Annotated in this window: 14 protein-coding genes; 6 read left to right on the top strand and 8 right to left on the bottom strand. The window is 42.1% G+C overall.

Annotated elements, in window-relative coordinates:
- Positions 1-34: 34 nt before the first annotated feature.
- The 3 genes from HUZ36_RS03235 to HUZ36_RS03225 form a co-directional block, all read right to left on the bottom strand.
- On the bottom strand, positions 35-661 hold the full coding sequence (locus HUZ36_RS03235; RefSeq protein ID WP_176031978.1) for a 5-formyltetrahydrofolate cyclo-ligase: 627 nt from the start codon (positions 659-661) through the stop codon (positions 35-37).
- Positions 658-1,191, bottom strand: a complete 534-nt coding sequence (locus HUZ36_RS03230) for a hypothetical protein (RefSeq protein WP_176031977.1) — start codon at positions 1,189-1,191, stop codon at positions 658-660. The genes HUZ36_RS03235 and HUZ36_RS03230 overlap by 4 nt, the downstream gene beginning before the upstream one ends.
- A gap of 193 nt (positions 1,192-1,384) precedes the next feature.
- The gene (locus HUZ36_RS03225) at positions 1,385-2,896 is read right to left on the bottom strand and encodes a S10 family peptidase (RefSeq protein WP_176031976.1); all 1,512 of its coding nucleotides are present in this window, start codon (positions 2,894-2,896) and stop codon (positions 1,385-1,387) included.
- Between the two features lie 274 nt (positions 2,897-3,170).
- Here HUZ36_RS03225 and HUZ36_RS03220 point away from each other — a divergent pair, with 274 nt between their 5' ends.
- From HUZ36_RS03220 to mrcB, 4 genes are all read left to right on the top strand, one after another.
- Positions 3,171-4,400, top strand: a complete 1,230-nt coding sequence (locus tag HUZ36_RS03220) for a GGDEF domain-containing response regulator (protein WP_125250960.1) — start codon at positions 3,171-3,173, stop codon at positions 4,398-4,400.
- A 188-nt stretch (positions 4,401-4,588) separates the two neighbouring features.
- Complete coding sequence (locus HUZ36_RS03215; protein WP_125250959.1) at positions 4,589-4,927, top strand: P-II family nitrogen regulator; 339 nt, start codon at positions 4,589-4,591, stop codon at positions 4,925-4,927.
- A gap of 13 nt (positions 4,928-4,940) precedes the next feature.
- Positions 4,941-6,170 (top strand): ammonium transporter, encoded by a 1,230-nt coding sequence (locus tag HUZ36_RS03210; RefSeq protein ID WP_176031975.1) that lies wholly within the window; start codon positions 4,941-4,943, stop codon positions 6,168-6,170.
- 233 nt (positions 6,171-6,403) lie between these two features.
- On the top strand, positions 6,404-8,725 hold the full coding sequence (gene mrcB / locus HUZ36_RS03205; RefSeq protein ID WP_176031974.1) for a penicillin-binding protein 1B: 2,322 nt from the start codon (positions 6,404-6,406) through the stop codon (positions 8,723-8,725).
- 127 nt (positions 8,726-8,852) lie between these two features.
- Here mrcB and HUZ36_RS03200 read toward each other — a convergent pair whose 3' ends face one another.
- The 5 genes from HUZ36_RS03200 to HUZ36_RS03180 form a co-directional block, all read right to left on the bottom strand.
- A complete protein-coding gene (locus tag HUZ36_RS03200; RefSeq protein ID WP_176031973.1) occupies positions 8,853-10,694 on the bottom strand; it encodes a methyl-accepting chemotaxis protein in 1,842 nt (613 codons plus the stop codon).
- Positions 10,695-10,826: 132 nt separating this feature from the next.
- The gene (gene hemL / locus HUZ36_RS03195) at positions 10,827-12,107 is read right to left on the bottom strand and encodes a glutamate-1-semialdehyde 2,1-aminomutase (RefSeq protein WP_176031972.1); all 1,281 of its coding nucleotides are present in this window, start codon (positions 12,105-12,107) and stop codon (positions 10,827-10,829) included.
- A gap of 12 nt (positions 12,108-12,119) precedes the next feature.
- Complete coding sequence (locus HUZ36_RS03190; RefSeq protein ID WP_125250954.1) at positions 12,120-13,136, bottom strand: aspartate carbamoyltransferase; 1,017 nt, start codon at positions 13,134-13,136, stop codon at positions 12,120-12,122.
- Positions 13,137-13,259: 123 nt separating this feature from the next.
- Positions 13,260-13,694, bottom strand: a complete 435-nt coding sequence (locus HUZ36_RS03185) for a CopD family protein (protein ID WP_128729734.1) — start codon at positions 13,692-13,694, stop codon at positions 13,260-13,262.
- 36 nt (positions 13,695-13,730) lie between these two features.
- Positions 13,731-15,413 (bottom strand): chloride channel protein, encoded by a 1,683-nt coding sequence (locus tag HUZ36_RS03180; RefSeq protein ID WP_128729733.1) that lies wholly within the window; start codon positions 15,411-15,413, stop codon positions 13,731-13,733.
- 190 nt (positions 15,414-15,603) lie between these two features.
- Here HUZ36_RS03180 and erpA point away from each other — a divergent pair, with 190 nt between their 5' ends.
- A complete protein-coding gene (gene erpA, locus HUZ36_RS03175) occupies positions 15,604-15,942 on the top strand; it encodes an iron-sulfur cluster insertion protein ErpA (protein ID WP_088529908.1) in 339 nt (112 codons plus the stop codon).
- 732 nt (positions 15,943-16,674) lie between these two features.
- Entirely contained in the window at positions 16,675-16,917 is a 243-nt protein-coding gene (locus HUZ36_RS03170) for a helix-turn-helix domain-containing protein (protein WP_125250951.1), read from the top strand.
- Positions 16,918-16,930 lie beyond the last annotated feature (13 nt).

The raw sequence follows: 16,930 nt of genomic DNA, 5'->3' as shown, positions 1-16,930 counted from the left end.
GCAGCGCTAATCGCGCTTAACTTGTTGCACTCTATTATTGTTCCGGCCAAGTATATAAGCGGGTGGGTGTAAGAATAGTTGGCAGTGGGATATCCCAAGCTTCGGTCGGTAAGCTTAAAACGCGCTGACAGTCATGAGCCAGCCCCATCAAAGTTGGCTTATCTCGCTGCTCAGCATAATGTAACGCCAATGTTCTATCATAATATCCACCACCCATACCTAAGCGGTTTCCATGCTCATCAAAAGCGACTAACGGCATCAATAGTAAATCTAACGATGCAAGAGGCGCCACAGCTGAGCAATCTAGCTTAGGCTCCAAGATAGCATAGCGATTTGTCTTCATGGGTGAGTTTTTTTCATACTTCTGAAAGAGTAAGTTAGTGTGGTTAAATGGGTGTATTATAGGTAGGTAAACTTGATGTTTTTTAGACCAAAGTGATTGAATTAAAAGGGATGTGTCTAGTTCTCCATCATTTTGTAAATAGACACCTATACGGGCGTTATTTGGTAAGTTTGCATGTTGAAAAAAATTAATATTTAATTGTGTGGCTGCAACAGATTGCTCTATTGAAGATAGCGAGTTTCTACGTTTTCTAATGGTTTTTCTCAACTCACCCCTAGTAAGTTGAGAATTATTAATGTTGTTATTAGATTTACTCATTCTATTGCAAGCAATTCAGGGAAAAATAAGCTGATACCAAGCAAAATAAATAAAATAATCAGCACCGCGAGTAGATAATAAAGCCAAGTTTTTGATTTCGCTGGTGGTGCAGGCTCGTACTCGAGCTCGTCAAACAGATCAGTAGACTCCCAGTCATCTTCTTCTTTATCTGTGGCTTCATGTTGTTGAGTAGGAGCGAGGCGCTGCTCTATGTCTTCTAAGCGCTCTTCAATTCTGATTAGGCTACTTGTAATGTAGTCAAGCGCTTCAAAAACTCTCTCCTGATCTGGATTTGATACGGCAGCAGAGGAATGAGCGTGCAGCTTGGCAGTGATCCCGACACTGGCTAATAGTTTGATCTGTTTGAGTGCTTTGGTTTTATCACTGGGGGCAAATAAAGCTTTTCCAGCATAAAACTGCTGAATTTTCGATGGCGAGGTTTTTAACCTTTCAGCGAGGGTCGTCGCAGCACTTTGCTGATCTTTACCGTCGGCCATGCCAACGAAGACGACTTTAAACTGCTCGTTCATGGTGCGTGCCTAAGTTGTAAATAGATAGTATTAAGTATATCTAGATTATAGGTAACTGTAGAAAGATAAAAGGAAATTTTTATTATTAGGGCCTGTTGATCTTTCAAGTTTATTTTTGTAGCAGTTTGATAGGTATTTATACAAGGCAGAGCCTAAAATAGTGGCCACATTTGCAGCCACTACTTAATGAAGATTAGTAAAGTGCTGACTGTCCCACTTTTGGTATGGTGTTTTGAATGAAGCGGCGGAGATCTTCATTGGATGTTTCTAAGTCTTCGTGACGTAGGTACATCATATGTCCAGAGCGGTAACCTTTGAAGGTTAACCTGTCTCGCATCTTCCCGCTAGGATCTAGTTGCCACATATTATATTTAGCATCAAAGTAATTAGTCGCACCATCGTAGTAGCCAGACTGAGTAAGTACATGGAGGTAAGGGTTTTGTGCCATGGCTAATCTGAGCTGCTCACCGACATTATTGTCGCTATTATCCCAAGGATGAACCGCACCAAACATATTGTACTTTACATCTGTTTTATAATTGAGTTCAGTCGCAAAATAGTGATTAATTGCCGGTGTAAATGAGTGCAGCCAAGATGTAAGCTCAGGCCAATAGTCTGGGCGGGATCCTGCATCTCTTTTATCAATACCGAGATAGCGAGAGTCTAGTCTACCTATAGTGCGACCGCGGTCGCGCAATAGCTCTTTCCAAAATGCTGCGGTAGGAATGTCGAGATTATTTTGAGCAACGAAACGCTCATTTAAGCCGCTATATTTAGCAACAGTTTTGATAACACTTTGTTTTTCCTGTTCGCTGATAAATGCTCCTTTGGCGAGTGCTGGGAGGTATTTGTCGATAGTATATGCTTCTACTTCTGCTAGCACCTCAGGTAGGTCTTTACTTTGAAGCTCGGTTGGTAGGGCCTTATGATACCACGCAGCAGCTGCGTAATAGGGTAAACGGTTAGCAACTTTTACTGGGCCTTGACGCTTGATCCCGATGTCGGTTGGAGATACCAGAATAACGCCGTTTAAATATAACCACTGCTTGTTTTGCATAGCGTGTGCGAGTCCTGCAACACGCGTGGTACCATAGCTTTCACCAATTAAATACTTAGGTGATAACATGCGCTCATTACGATGAATGAAGGTATTTAGCCACTCCGCTAAATATTTTATATCGGCGTTTATTCCAAAAAATATTTTTGTTTGTTCTGGTTTACTGGGATATTTACCTTCAGCATTTTTAAGAACCCGGGAATAGCCAGTATTGACCGGATTGACATATACAATGTCTGCGACATCTAAAACAGAATACGGATTATCTTTTAAACCGTACGGTTGTTGCGGATAACCTTCGTCATCTATTTTTAATACTCTTGGTCCAGTATAAGCGATGTGCATCCATACAGACGCAGAGCCCGGACCACCGTTGAAAGAAATTAATAGTGGACGTTCGCTTACTTCTTTTATATTTTTACGCTGGTAGTAGGTGTAATGTAGCGTGGCGATTGCTTCACCTTTTTCATTCCACACCGGCTGCGTCCCCGTTGTTGCCGTATAGTTTATACGCTTGCCTTTAATTTCAACGCGATGTTCTGTTGTGATTTTATGATCTATCTCAATGGTGCGGTTGTGTTGTTCAGCTATGCTAGGCAATGAAAACAAAGCACAACTTAAAAACACAAATGACAGTATTTTGTTCATGGCTTCCTCAATAAAACGGTAAGGTATTGCGGCATTAAAAAAGTATTTTAGGTGAAATTCAAAGTCATTGAGACAAACAGAGTAAAAAAACAGCTAGTTTGAAGATAACTGTTCTCAACTCATTTATTATTATGTAACAAATTTGTCTGCTGCTGGTTTTTTTTAGTCCTAGATTCGCGTATATTTAATACTTAATTATGTAGTAATAAAGTATTTAGCCTCGTTAAATTCTTGTTTCACTGCGCTTCTCGTTGTACTTAAGAGATCTCAATCCATGCAAAGAATTCTAATTGTTGAAGACAGTAAGGTCGTACAGCAGGTATTACGACACCTTGCCGCTCAATATCTTGATGTCGCAATTGATTTTGCTTGGTCACTCAAGGAAAGTAAGGCCTTTTTGAGCCAGCATGAATATACATTGGCGCTGGTAGATTTAACGCTGCCCGATGCGATGGACGCAGAAGTTGTGCAGCTTACGCTCAGTCATCAGATCCCAACGGTGGTGTTAACATCGAAAATTGATGAATATAGTCGCCAGCAAATGCTTGAGATGGGGGTGGTAGATTATGTCATCAAAGACAACCGCGATTCTTATCTATACGCAGTCAAGCTTGCATCTCGCCTGTTAAGAAACCAAGGGTGCAAAGCACTAATCGCCGATGATTCAGTGATTAGTCGTGTAGTTATGAAGCAGATGTTAGAAAAGCAGCTTTTTACTGTACTAGAAGCACAAGATGGTGCTGAAGCATTGGAAATGCTGCTCGGAGATCACGATATTAAGTTACTACTTACTGACTTTGCGATGCCAACAATGGACGGCTTTGAGTTGGTAAAGTCGGTGCGAAATAGTCGCGGTCGAGATGAACTTGCCATTATTGGTTTATCTGGGGCAGGCAGTCATGGGCTATCGGCAAAGTTTATCAAATACGGTGCAAATGACTTTTTGGCGAAACCATTTATGAGTGAGGAGTTCCATTGTCGAATTATGCAAACAATGGAGCAGCTTAATTTGATTGCGGAAATCAAAGAGTATGCGCACAGAGACTATCTGACAGGGTTGTACAATCGCCGATACTTTTGCCAACACGCTGAGCGCCTAATAAAAAATAAACCCAACCAGCATATTCTTGCTTTACTCGACCTCGATCACTTTAAGTCGATTAATGACCAATATGGCCATGAAAGTGGCGATGAAGTACTTAAACAGGTCGCTGACTTATTACGCAGTGCTTTTGGGCATTACATAGTCGCTCGAATTGGCGGTGAAGAGTTTGCGCTATTGATCCCAAGCTCAGATCTTAATCGAGCAAAGCAAATGTTAGAAGATTTTCGAGAGCGTTTAGCTAAACAAGCGTTTACGATTGTGCAGGGGAAATACCGATGCACTATCAGTATTGGTATGGCGGCGTGTCAATCAAATACGCTGAGTGAGGTGATGCGTAAAGCCGATAAAGCGCTATATCAAGCTAAAGATAAGCAGCGAAATTGTGTTATTGCGCATTAATATTGCTTTAGTATAGGGTTTTGCACCAACCCAGTTCAGACTTAATAACAATGCACCTAGATGGTGCATTTTTTATGCGTAAAAAGTGCGATTCAGTATTAATTCATTGTTAATTAAGGAATAAAAAATTTGGCATAAAGGTTGGATTACAGCATGTAACAGGATCAACTGTCCTAAGGGGACTTAGTATGAAAATGATAAGTGCAATAATAAAACCATTTAAACTCGACGAAGTGCGCGAAGCGTTGGCCGACTTGGGGATTGAAGGGATGACGGTTGTTGATGTCAAAGGCTTTGGACGTCAACGTGGTCACACCGAGTTATATCGCGGTGCTGAGTATCAGGTCGATTTTATACCGAAAATAAAAATAGAAATTGCGACCTTGGCTGAAAATGCAGAACGTGTAGTAGAGACAGTAACAAAGGCAGCTTTCACTGGCAAAATTGGTGATGGAAAAATCTTTGTATATGACTTAGACCAAATCGTTCGGATCCGTACCGGCGAACTTGATGAAGAAGCGATTTAAGGGGATCCTAACGATGGAAAATACAATCATAGAACTCAAATTCTCATTAAATACTTTTTATTTTTTGATTTCGGGTGTGCTGGTGATGTGGATGGCAGCAGGTTTTGCCATGCTAGAAGCTGGACTTGTTCGTTCCAAAAACACCACTGAGATACTAACCAAAAACGTCGCGCTTTACGCGATAGCTTGTACTATGTATCTGCTTATTGGTTATAACATTATGTATGTTGATAACGCTGAGGGTGGTGTCCTGCCAAGTATTGGCGCGTTAATCGGAAGCGCCGCAACTGATGCGGATCATGCGTTGCAGTCTGACTTTTTCTTTCAAGTTGTCTTTGTGGCTACCGCGATGTCTATTGTTTCTGGTGCGGTAGCTGAGCGAATGAAATTGTGGGCATTTTTAGCGTTTTGTGTTGTGCTTACCGGCTTTATTTATCCTCTTGAAGGGTATTGGACTTGGGGTGGAGGATTTTTATCTGAGCTTGGATTTGTGGATTTTGCAGGTTCTGCCATTGTGCATGGCGCTGGCGCCGCTGCGGCCTTAGCAGGAGTATTATTACTCGGTGCACGTAAAGGCAAGTATGGTAAAAATGGCGAGGTTTATCCTATTCCTGGCTCAAATATGCCACTAGCCACACTTGGTACGTTTATTTTGTGGATGGGGTGGTTTGGCTTTAATGGCGGCTCACAATTATTTTTGGCAGATAAGGAAAATGCCATCGCAGTAAGTCAAATTATGCTCAATACCAATGCCGCAGCCGCTGCGGGTGCGGTGGCGGCTTTATTAGTATGTAAAATGATGTGGGGTAAAGCAGATTTAACAATGGTGCTAAACGGTGCATTAGCTGGCTTAGTAACGATTACCGCAGAGCCTGCTTCACCGACACCGATACTGGCTCTTATCCTTGGTGCGCTTGGTGGAGCACTTGTGGTATTTAGTATTATTGCGCTAGATAAGGCTAAAATTGATGACCCAGTCGGGGCAATTTCAGTGCACGGTGTTTGTGGTGCATTAGGAGTGATGATGGTGCCATTTTCAAACTCAGACGCCACATTTCAAGGTCAAGCGGTTGGGCTTGTGACGATTCTTGGCTTTGTGTTTATCACATCCTACATTGTGTGGAGTGTACTTAAGGCAAGTATGGGGATCCGAGTTGGCGAAGAGGAAGAGCTGAGCGGAATGGATCAACATGACTGCGGCGTAGATGCCTACCCAGAGTTCGTGACAGTTCGCGGACAGTAATACTTATTGGCTCTAGGTCAATATGTGAGGAGTGGTTTATTTTATGTTTACAATGTTTTGCTTGATATAAGACAAAGTCAGTGAACAGATAAGCCGCTCTTAGAGTTCTCGTTGTCTAAATAAAGTGAGTCCAGTGGGCTCACTTTTCTTATTCACCGTGATTGTGCTTTCAGCAGTTGTTAATTTAGGTTACTCTACTATCTTGCAATTCACTTTTCAGTTTTATTTGGGTCATGACGGACAAAAAGAAAACAACACCTACCAAAAAATCAAACGTCAAAGCGAGCACTTCACGTAAAAAAAAGACCCAACCTGCTAGCACTAAGATGCAAAAAGTTAAGCGTAAAATATTAAGCGCGACATGGTCTTTTGTGTGGAAAGGCACGGTAGCGATGATATTTGTCGTGGCAATGTATGTTATCTATCTAGATGCAAAAATAAGCAGGCAATTTGAAGGAAATAAATGGGAACTGCCGGTTCAAGTGTATGCCAGAGCAATGCAGTTTTTTCCTGATCAATACTTGAATGAAAAAGAGGTATTATGGGAGTTAAAACGGCTTAACTACTCCCGTGTAAATCGTATTAGTCGTACCGGTCAATATACGGTACAAGGTCGCACTATCACCATTCACCGTCGAGCATTTGAATTTTATGATGGGCCTGAAAATGCGCGTATTTTTACCCTAAATTTTGCTAGTAAAAAGCTCGCAAGTATTGTTGATAATCAGGGGCGACGTTTATCCGCAGCTCGCCTTGAGCCAGTGCAAATAGCACGTATCGGTAACGAAACTCGCCAAGATAGAGAGTTTGTACCTTTTGATAAGTTTCCCAATATCCTCAAAGAAACATTATTAGTGGTGGAAGATAGAAACTTTTATGACCATCACGGCGTTTCAGTGCTGTCGATTTTGCGTGCGCTTTATACCAATATAAAAGCAGGCCGTACGGTGCAAGGTGGAAGTACGTTAACTCAGCAATTGGCAAAAAACTTTTATCTTACTCGTGAGCGTACACTGATTCGCAAAGTGAATGAGGCATTTATCGCGTTAATTTTGGACTTCCGCTACAGTAAGGATGAAATTCTGGAAGCCTATTTAAATGAAGTGTTTTTAGGTCAAGCGTATAACCAAGGCGTGCATGGCATGGGGTTAGCGGCAGAGTTTTATTTTGCAAAGCCCGTCGATGAATTAGAGTTCGACCAGATTGCAATGCTCATTGCAATGGTCAAAGGTCCTTCTTTTTATAACCCCAGACGTTACCCTGAACGGGTGATGGAAAGACGCGACCTAGTGTTACGATTAATGGTAGAAAACGGCTTAATTACAACGCCTGAATATCGCGTAGCATTGGCGCGACCGATTGATGTTGAGCCTTTAAAAGCCAGTCGTTTACAGTCGTATCCTGGATATCTAGAGTTGGTTAACCGCGAGCTGAAACAGCTAGTTCCTGATGATAGCCTGATTGACTCCGGACTGAGAATATTCACGTATCTAGATTTACAAAAACAAACGGCAATGGAGGAAGCGGTTAAAAAGGGGTTACCATATTTAGAACGCCGCTTTAAAACTGAAGATCTAGAGACCGCAATGTTATCTGTTAACGTTGAAAAGGCTGGCGTGTCAGCACTAGTTGCCGGTAGGCAATTAAAGTTTTCAGGGTTTAATCGGGTGCTGGATACAGAGCGAAACATAGGCTCATTAGTAAAACCTGCTATTTATTTGAGTGCATTAGCTAATCCAAATTATCACTTAGGTATGCTATTGGATGATAACCCGCTGGAAGTGACTGATGGCTCAGGTAAAGTGTGGTCGCCAGAAAACTTTGACCATAAATTTAGAGGCAAAGTCCCTATGTTTGATGCTTTTAGTAATAGTATTAATATTCCTGCTGTGAACTTAGGCTTGGATGTCGGAGTAAACCGCGTAGCACAAACATTAAATGAGCTTGGGGTCGATAAGTCTATCACGCTTTATCCATCGTTACTGTTAGGGGCATTGGAATTATCTAGCTTAGATGTGGCACAAGCCTATACAACGATTGCGGCTGATGGCAAACATAGTGAATTAACAAGTGTTATGGCAATCACGGATTCAATCGGTAAATTGCTTTACGACCATAGAGTGAAAAAACAGCAAATATTAGACCCAGAAGCTGTGTATATGACGAAGTACGGACTAAAAAGGGTGACGAAGAAGGGAACAGCTAAGCGTTTAAACTTACATTTCCCTTCTATCCAGCTAGCAGGTAAAACAGGGACGAGTAATGATTTACGCGATAGTTGGTTTGCAGGGTTTGACCAAAATACAGTGACAGTGACTTGGATAGGAAGAGATGATAATAAACCAACGGGGCTGACAGGAAGTCAAGGTGCACTCGAACTTTACATTCGTTACCTCAAACCACTTAACCCTCAAGCTATTGTGGATGAACGCCCTGATTCTATCCGTTGGGCATTCATTAACCCTAAAACAGGTAAACAATCACCTCCTAGTTGTGGCCCTGTTGTGCAGTTGCCTATTCGATCGAGTATGTTTGAGCCAAGACCTAGGTGCTAATCCTAACCTTTGTTTAATATACTGAGTCTATAGATAATCTATAAGTCAACAAAGCGATTGGTTTGGTACAAGCCAATCGCTTCTGCTTTACTCCCACATATTGAGTAATGATTACGGCAAAATGCTATTACGTTCTAAATTTGTCAATTTCCCTATTTAGGGTTTGCGATAGGGTACCGAGTTTTTTAGCGTCAGCTTGTGTTGCTCTAGCTGAACCTAATGTGTGCTGCGCTAAATTGTTGATATCTTGAGAGCCACTGAGTGCATGTTCGGTCGCCTGTGTTTGCTGCTGAACAAGTTGACTAATGAGTTTTCCTTGCTCGTCAATATCACGCATACTTTGCTCTGCATGCTGTAACACATTATTTGTTTCATTGGCAGCGGTGACGCTCTGTGCCATATTCTCTTCACTGCTGCGCATTTTATTTTGGGTATCTTTAGAGGCCGCTTGCAAGGACTGGATTATATTGTGTATTTCTTCCGTCTGCTGCTGAGTTCTTTGCGCTAGGGTACGGACTTCATCAGCCACTACCGCAAACCCGCGACCTTGTTCACCAGCTCGTGCGGCTTCTATTGCAGCATTTAGCGCCAGTAAATTAGTCTGCTCCGCAATTTCTCTAATCGCAGAACTTACTTGACTGATATTTTGCGTATCTTCGGCAAGCTTATCTAATGATGCCCGGCTTTGTTGAAACTCTGTCTGTAACTCTGTCATTTGTCCCGCAAGCGTTGTGGTATTGATACTACTTTGCTTGACGTGCTGAGCGGCAACTGATGCCAATTCAGTTGCATTAAATGCAGCATCTTCCACTGAGCGTGCGGACTGTGCCATATTTTCAAGTGAGTGGTGAATCGATTGGATCTTACTCTCTTGCTGCGCCACATCTTTTTCGGTGTCTTGGCTTATTTGATTGAGTGTTTTCGTTGCTTGTTGTAGTTCGTTGCTCGTGAGCTTGACGTTACCAAGTAGCGATATAAAAGCGTCTAAAACCGCGTTAAATTGATCAATAATTTGGCTTAATTCATCAGAGCCTATCGTCTTAGCTTTAACACTCAAATCTCCACTTGCTGCACTTTGTGCCGCTTTTGAGAAAGTGGTAATGGTTCCGATGACAGATAAGTAAAAACCAATCATAAGATAAATAGCCAGCAATAGCGCAAGGATAGATGCAATCGCTACGGTGTTTCTGATCCATTGTTGTTGGCTCTGCTTTTCAGCAACTAATGCTGCCAACGTGGGAGTGGCTATGTTAACAAACTGCTTAATAGTTTGACTGGCTTGCTGATAATGTCGATTGAATTGCGATTGTGATAGCGCTAACTCGTCTGGATCAAGTAGCCCTGCTTTAACCGCACTTTGATAGTTTGACAAGCTAGCATTGAGATCTACCAGAGATTGATTTAATTGTTTTTTTAGTTGTTTATTATGATTCATCGCGATGTTTAGCGTTCCTGAAAACTGCTTTATTACCGCAGGCAAGCCTTTATGTAAGTTAGATAGAGCGATAAAACTGTCAGGAGTAAAGCTTCCTCTGCTGATCACGCGTCGTGCTTGCACTTCAATTTGATTAATTTGTGCGATTAACTGAGGAGTAGACTCTACCAATGTACGATTGAGATAATTACGGCCAAGATCATCGTCAACCGCGAGCTGAGAGGCTATTGAAAGCTGCTCAAGTGCACTGGCATTTGGCGCGCTGAACGAAGGTAATTTGGCTTGCTTAAGTAGGCTGGTGTTATTCGCACTATCACCATTTAGAATGTTTTCTAGCATTTGAGGGTAGAATGTGAGCCCTTGTCGCTGCATATCACTGACGGAAATCGAGTGATTGAGCACACCATTTAGAAAAAACAAGCTGAGGCTTAAAGGTAATAACAACAGGCCAAAAACAACTGCCATTTTGGTTTTATATTGCAAACTTGCCATCAAGCGAGTTGCAGGGTTAACTATGGTATTGAATCCAGCCATCACTTCCTCTGTATGAATAGTCTATTTCAAAGATACGGTACAAGTAGACCGAATCTTTTCAAAAGTTTATTCAAAGGGTAGCTGAAAAAACAAAAAAAGCCCTGAGCGGGCTTTTTAAATGATTAATTTTATTTATAGTTTGGCAAATGCACGCTTTGCTGCACCAATAGTTTTGGCAATTTCTTCATCAGAGTGCATCGTACTCACAAAACCAGCCTCAAATGCTGATGGAGCCAAGTACACGCCTTCATCAAGCATTAAGTGGAAGAATTTTTTGAAACGCGCCAAATCGCATTCTGTTGCTTGTTGGTAACTTGTCACTTTCTCAGCTTCAGTAAAGAAGAAACCAAACATGCCACCAGCATAGTTTGTGGTGAGTGCAATACCAGCCTCATCAGCAGCGGCTTGGAAGCCTTCACACAATGCTTTACTTTTTGCTTCAAGCTCTTCGTGTAAGCCATGCTCTGAAAGTAGCTCTAGTGCTTTTAAGCCGGCCGCCATAGCGATTGGGTTGCCAGATAACGTCCCTGCTTGATAAACCGGGCCCACAGGAGCGATGTAGTCCATGATTTCTTTTTTACCACCAAACGCACCGACAGGCATACCGCCGCCGATCACTTTGCCTAAACAGGTAAGATCAGGTTGGATGTTGTAGTACTGCTGAGCCCCCCCTAGTGCAACCCGAAAACCGGTCATAACTTCATCAAAAATAAGGACACTTTGATTGTCAGTACAGATTTCGCGTAGCCCCTCTAAAAAGCCTTCAACAGGAGGAATACAGTTCATGTTACCTGCGACAGGCTCAATGATTACACAAGCGATTTGGTCTTTGTACTGAGCAAATATAGCTTTTACTTCGTCTAGGTTATTGAATGAAACCGTTAACGTGTGTTTGGCAAAATCAGCCGGAATACCCGGTGAGTTAGGTACACCCATAGTCAGTGCGCCAGAGCCAGCTTTTACCAGCAGAGAGTCGGCATGACCATGATAACAACCTTCAAACTTCAAAATCTTGTCACGGCCAGTGTAGCCACGAGCAAGGCGGATAGCACTCATTGTTGCCTCAGTACCAGAGCTTACCATACGTACTTTTTCAATGGAGGGAACCAACGCTTTTACTTTTTCCGCCATTAAAATTTCAGTTTCAGTCGGAGCACCGTAAGATAAGCCATTTTCAACGGCATCAAGTACTGCTTGCTTAATTTCGGGGTGATTATGACCCAAGATCATCGGACCCCAAGAGCCTACATAATCAATGTATTGTTTACCATCGGCATCAAAGGTATGAACGCCTTGTGCTTTGGTAATGAATAGTGGTGTGCCACCAACGCCATTAAATGCGCGAACTGGAGAGTTTACGCCACCTGGAATTGAGTCGAGGGCACGTTCGAATAAATCTTGACTGATTGTCATTGTCGATCCTTTTTAGCTTTCACGTTTGCGGCTAAACCAAGGTACATCCACCTCGTATTTTTCCACTTGGTTTTCAACACCTAGCGTTAAGGCAAAAAGTGCCATACGGATCAATACACCATTTTGTACTTGGCGGAAGATAGCTAGGTTGTCATTATTATTTAGGTCATTATCAAGTTCATTTGCATCACTGCGGCTATCTCGTGGCAGTGGGTGCATTAAAACTGAGCTAGGTTTACAGTGTGCGTCATAAATTGCCTGGCTTATTCTAAAGCCGCCACGGTATTTATTTGCTTCTTCTTGAGAAGGGAAGCGTTCTTCTTGAATGCGAGTTTGATAAACAATATCAGCAGCTAGATTGCCTTCCATTTTTGATACCAGTTCAACCTTATGCCCAGCATTATCAACCACATCTAAAATTGATTGTGGCATTTGTAAGCCGTCAGGGGCAACCATGGTAAAACGGATATCTTTGTAATGGCTGAGCAGCTTTGATAACGAGTGCACGGTGCGGCCATATTTTAAGTCACCGACTAAGGCGATGTGCATACCATCAATTCCTGCACCAAATCGGCCAAGCTCGCGATCAATGGTGAGCAAATCTAAAAGCGCTTGTGTTGGGTGTTCATTTGGACCATCGCCACCGTTGATAACGGGTACATCCGATCCTGTTGCAAATTCAGCGACTGAGCCGGCATCAGGGTGACGCATCGCGACAGCATCAGCATAAGCCGAGATCACGCGGGCAGTATCATATAAAGATTCACCTTTGGCTAATGCTGAGCTTTGCATACCTGTGGTTTCGCGAACCAAACCACCTAGCAAGTTGAACGCAGTACCAAAACTCACACGTGTTCTGGTACTTGGTTCAAAGAATAAATTTGCCAAAATCGCGCCATCAAGTACTTGAGTGCGTTTTTGCTTTTTAGCATAGGGTTCCATTTTTTTAGCAATGGAGAAGATGTGTTCAATAGAATCTCTGTCTAGTTGATTGACAGAAAGAATGTTTTCACCTTGGAAACTGAACATGTGGCGATTCCTAAAGACAAATTGACTACCGGGTTGCAGGGCGCTCACCCAACCAGATAACACGCAGAATGTGGGCGGTTACTTGGGCGTATATTATACCCAAGTACCCCTCATAATGCACGGCTACAGTGCAGGTTTTAAGACGGCAAGAAAGACGATAGCTAATAGCAGCAGTACAGGAAATTCGTTAAAGTAACGATAAAACTTATCGCTTCTTTGGTTGCGGTCTCGTTTGAAGTCGTTGAGTAACTTAAAGCAATAGCCGTGATAAATGTAAAGTACAGTGACTATGGCGAGTTTGTAGTGCAGCCACATACTGTGTTTAAACCACTCCCTGCCATACTCAATAATGGTCAACACGCCAAATACAGCAGTAAGGATTGCAAACGGAGTGACAAAGTAGAGCAATCGTCTTTCCATTATCTTGAGCATAGAACTACAAGATTTCTCTTCAGTTAAGGCATGGTAAACAAACAAGCGTGGTAGATAAAAAATGCCTGCAAACCAAGCGATCATAAAAAAGATATGTAAGGCTTTATATGTTAACAATAAGCTCATTGTCAGTCCCAAGTAGTAAATTAAGGTAAACAGCCCCTAGAGTAGACTGTTTCTAGTGGTGAGTATGTGACGAATTTGATCCCATCGCAATAACCCAAGTATTTGTTTATTATCCTTTTGGTTATAAATGTATACCGCACCTGAGCGCTTGTCTTTTAATACATCAAAGGCATCGGCAAGTGTTGCTTGGGTACTCAAGCCTTGCAACTCTATGTAAGATACCGATACGCTTTCTTGTGAGATCAGGTTCAAATCGTATTCAGCAAGACGATAACCACTTTGTTCATCGTACACAATCAGCGGAGTTTGGCTGTCGACCGCCGATAGGGTTTCTTTTATTTGCTCTTTGTCGTCTGAATAGAGCAATTTAAAGTTTTCATCCATTTCAGCCACAATCCCTACTTTCTGTAATGCCTCTTTCGCCGGTGAAACTTGATAAGGTAGACCTTGAAAATCTAGCTGTTGGATGAATATTGAACGGTTGCCAAAAACCTGTAACGCGGTTACATAAGCGGTGGTGATCACTAACATTGCAGGCACAATAATTTTGGGATTTGAAGTCAACTCCATTACGGCGGTCAGCGCGGCAAGGGGAGCGTGTAAGGTTGCGGCAAGTAAACCTGCCATACCAAGTACGCCATAAGTGCCAGCGACATCCACACTCGGTGAAATAAATTGGGCAAAAAATGACATTAGAGTGCCCATAATTACGCCAAGTCCAATAACAGGACCAATAATCCCTCCGGGAATACCTAAGCCAATAGCAAATAAAGTAGCCAGAAGTTTGGCAATTAATATCGTGGTCAGTAGCTGTAAATTATGGGGGGACTCTACAGCTTGGGTGATGGCACTCATGCCGGAGCCCATGGCACCTGGAACCGCATAACCGATTAAACCGGCAATTAAACCCGCTAGTAATAATCGAGGAAACATGCTGATCGGTTTAAAGGTTTTAATGATAAGCATGAGGTTTTGATTAAAGGCAAAAGCGACAGCCCCTAGTGCGGCGCCACAGATAATCAGGTAAGGATAGTGCCAAAAACTCAAAGGCGTAATATTAATAAGAGCTAACTCGGAATTGTTTCCAAACACATATTGTGTGCTCATTGCACCAATCACTGAGGCCAACATCACAGGTACAAAAATGTGAATTTTGTACTCCCTTAGCACCACTTCCATAACAAAAATTACAGCCGCAAGTGGCGTATTAAAGGATGCCGCAATACCGGCAGCTACCCCGCAGCCTGCCAATGTTCTTGCTGCATTTAGTGGTAAATGTAAGCGTTCAGATAAGACGCTCGCGGCGGTCGCACCCATATGAACAGATGGCCCTTCACGACCGACTGAAAAGCCACTGATCAAGGCCACTGCACCACCAAAAAATTGGTTAGCAGAGTTCCAAATCGGCATGTGACCGTAATGGTGCTTAATACGGTTGATCACATACGGGATCCCGAGGCGATAATGCTTAAACCCAGTAAGCGCTGCGAAAGTTGCGATGAGTAAGGCTGCTAGTACAGGTAAAAATAGTCTGTGTAACTCTGACAGCTCTGTAAAGTCATCGGGTTTATCGAGAAAAGTGCCCTGGAATAGTTCTATAGTAAGGCGAAATGTGATTATCAGCATGGCTGCGAGTAACCCTGCGGCTGCTCCTAAGAGGCACAGTTGGGCTGAGGTTTTCGGTTTAGCAAGACTTCGTCTCAGTGCATCCAGCGACATAAACGTAATTCCACGATAATTAACATCTTAAGAATACCAAATTTTTGACATTAAATCCTTGTGTTATCCCAAGTTCAGGTTACACATCCTATGTACGCATTCGAAGACTTAAAAGGGTATGACGCTATACTTGATTAAAATACTCAGGTATTAGATAATTTACAAATTACAGGATTAGGGGTCCACATCTATGTCTGAACAGTTACCAATTCAGTTTTCTGATGCAGCAGCAAGCCGTGTAAAAGAGCTAATAGAGGAAGAAGAGAACGTTAACCTTAAATTGCGTGTATATGTTACAGGCGGTGGTTGCTCTGGCTTTCAATATGGGTTTACCTTTGATGAAAAAGTTAACCCTGGTGATTTAGAAATCGTAAAAAATGGCGTTACTATGGTTGTTGATCCGATGAGCATTCAATACCTAATTGATGGCATTGTAGATTACACCGAAGGGTTAGAAGGCGCTCGTTTCTTTGTTAATAACCCAAATGCGACAACGACTTGCGGTTGTGGCGCAAGCTTTAGCGTATAACGGTAATACTTAAAGAAGTCACTCAAAGAGTCATGTTTACATGACTCTTTTTGTTTTTATAGACTCATGACTTGGTGTATAAAAGCCCAGCAATCGACCTCATAAACTTCCCGTCAGATACATCATCAGGACGAAAAAGCCCAGCACAAATGATGAAAATGCTAGGATGTATACAAAACCTTTCTTTCCTCGTTTCAGTGGCACGCCGTTTGAACGCAAAAAGAAATACCATCCAAAACACAGTAAAATTGGCAGCAAAAACAGTAGTCGAATCATTTTGTATCGGCCTCTTTTTTAACCTTTTATTGAATACTAGCTATAAGTTTTTATTTTTTAAAGAAAAATAATTTATTTCAAATACTGGTACATTTTTTAAAAAATTTGTTAAAGTGTTACTGGATATTACAGTGCTTGATGAATTAAGAAAAAGTAAAAAATTAATTAGGTGTTAACTGTTTTTTAGTCTATACCTAATTGGGTACATGGGGACAAAGCCAATTTGTCGATATGTTACAATTTATGGTTCAGTGATATGTGATCGCAACCTTAGCGTTTTAGCAGTCAATAAAAACAATTTACTGAGCAGAGCTTTGTACTGGTTTGATGTTGAGCTGGCGGAGGGTGCCGCGCTTAGCATTAAAGAGTCAACTGTGATATTTGAGCAAACACTAAATGAGACGGGCATATTTCATTTAGGTAATTTAGTCTTTCATCTAGTAGGAGATGTTTAATATGATGGGTAAAACGGTTTCTTCCGAAGAAAACGGCAAACTAACTAAGTGGCTTAAATCAAAACGCCATGAGAAGGGTCATACAATGCGTAGCCTTGCTCAAGTGCTAGGTACACCACATTCTTTCATTGGTAAAATTGAAAACCAAGAGCGTCGTTTGGATGTAATCGAGTTTTTACGTTATTGCGAAGCGCTTGAAGTTGACCCTTACGAGGGATTGCAGCTAATTAAAGAAGAGCAATAAGCGCTACGCTAGC

This window comes from Pseudoalteromonas sp. McH1-7 (assembly GCF_013366255.1).
GTDB classification, from domain to species: domain Bacteria; phylum Pseudomonadota; class Gammaproteobacteria; order Enterobacterales; family Alteromonadaceae; genus Pseudoalteromonas; species Pseudoalteromonas peptidolytica.
The sequence above is the reverse complement of the archived record's forward strand: the minus strand, read 5'-3'. Positions and strand labels throughout refer to the sequence as shown.

Bases quoted from the DNA above. Each gene is read 5' to 3' on its own strand.
- HUZ36_RS03235 (WP_176031978.1), bottom strand. From the start codon at position 661: ATGAGTAAATCTAATAACAACATTAATAATTCTCAACTTACTAGGGGT.
- HUZ36_RS03230 (WP_176031977.1), bottom strand. From the start codon at position 1,191: ATGAACGAGCAGTTTAAAGTCGTCTTCGTTGGCATGGCCGACGGTAAA.
- HUZ36_RS03225 (WP_176031976.1), bottom strand. From the start codon at position 2,896: ATGAACAAAATACTGTCATTTGTGTTTTTAAGTTGTGCTTTGTTTTCA.
- HUZ36_RS03220 (WP_125250960.1), top strand. From the start codon at position 3,171: ATGCAAAGAATTCTAATTGTTGAAGACAGTAAGGTCGTACAGCAGGTA.
- HUZ36_RS03215 (WP_125250959.1), top strand. From the start codon at position 4,589: ATGAAAATGATAAGTGCAATAATAAAACCATTTAAACTCGACGAAGTG.
- HUZ36_RS03210 (WP_176031975.1), top strand. From the start codon at position 4,941: ATGGAAAATACAATCATAGAACTCAAATTCTCATTAAATACTTTTTAT.
- mrcB (WP_176031974.1), top strand. From the start codon at position 6,404: ATGACGGACAAAAAGAAAACAACACCTACCAAAAAATCAAACGTCAAA.
- HUZ36_RS03200 (WP_176031973.1), bottom strand. From the start codon at position 10,694: ATGGCTGGATTCAATACCATAGTTAACCCTGCAACTCGCTTGATGGCA.
- hemL (WP_176031972.1), bottom strand. From the start codon at position 12,107: ATGACAATCAGTCAAGATTTATTCGAACGTGCCCTCGACTCAATTCCA.
- HUZ36_RS03190 (WP_125250954.1), bottom strand. From the start codon at position 13,136: ATGTTCAGTTTCCAAGGTGAAAACATTCTTTCTGTCAATCAACTAGAC.
- HUZ36_RS03185 (WP_128729734.1), bottom strand. From the start codon at position 13,694: ATGAGCTTATTGTTAACATATAAAGCCTTACATATCTTTTTTATGATC.
- HUZ36_RS03180 (WP_128729733.1), bottom strand. From the start codon at position 15,413: ATGTCGCTGGATGCACTGAGACGAAGTCTTGCTAAACCGAAAACCTCA.
- erpA (WP_088529908.1), top strand. From the start codon at position 15,604: ATGTCTGAACAGTTACCAATTCAGTTTTCTGATGCAGCAGCAAGCCGT.
- HUZ36_RS03170 (WP_125250951.1), top strand. From the start codon at position 16,675: ATGATGGGTAAAACGGTTTCTTCCGAAGAAAACGGCAAACTAACTAAG.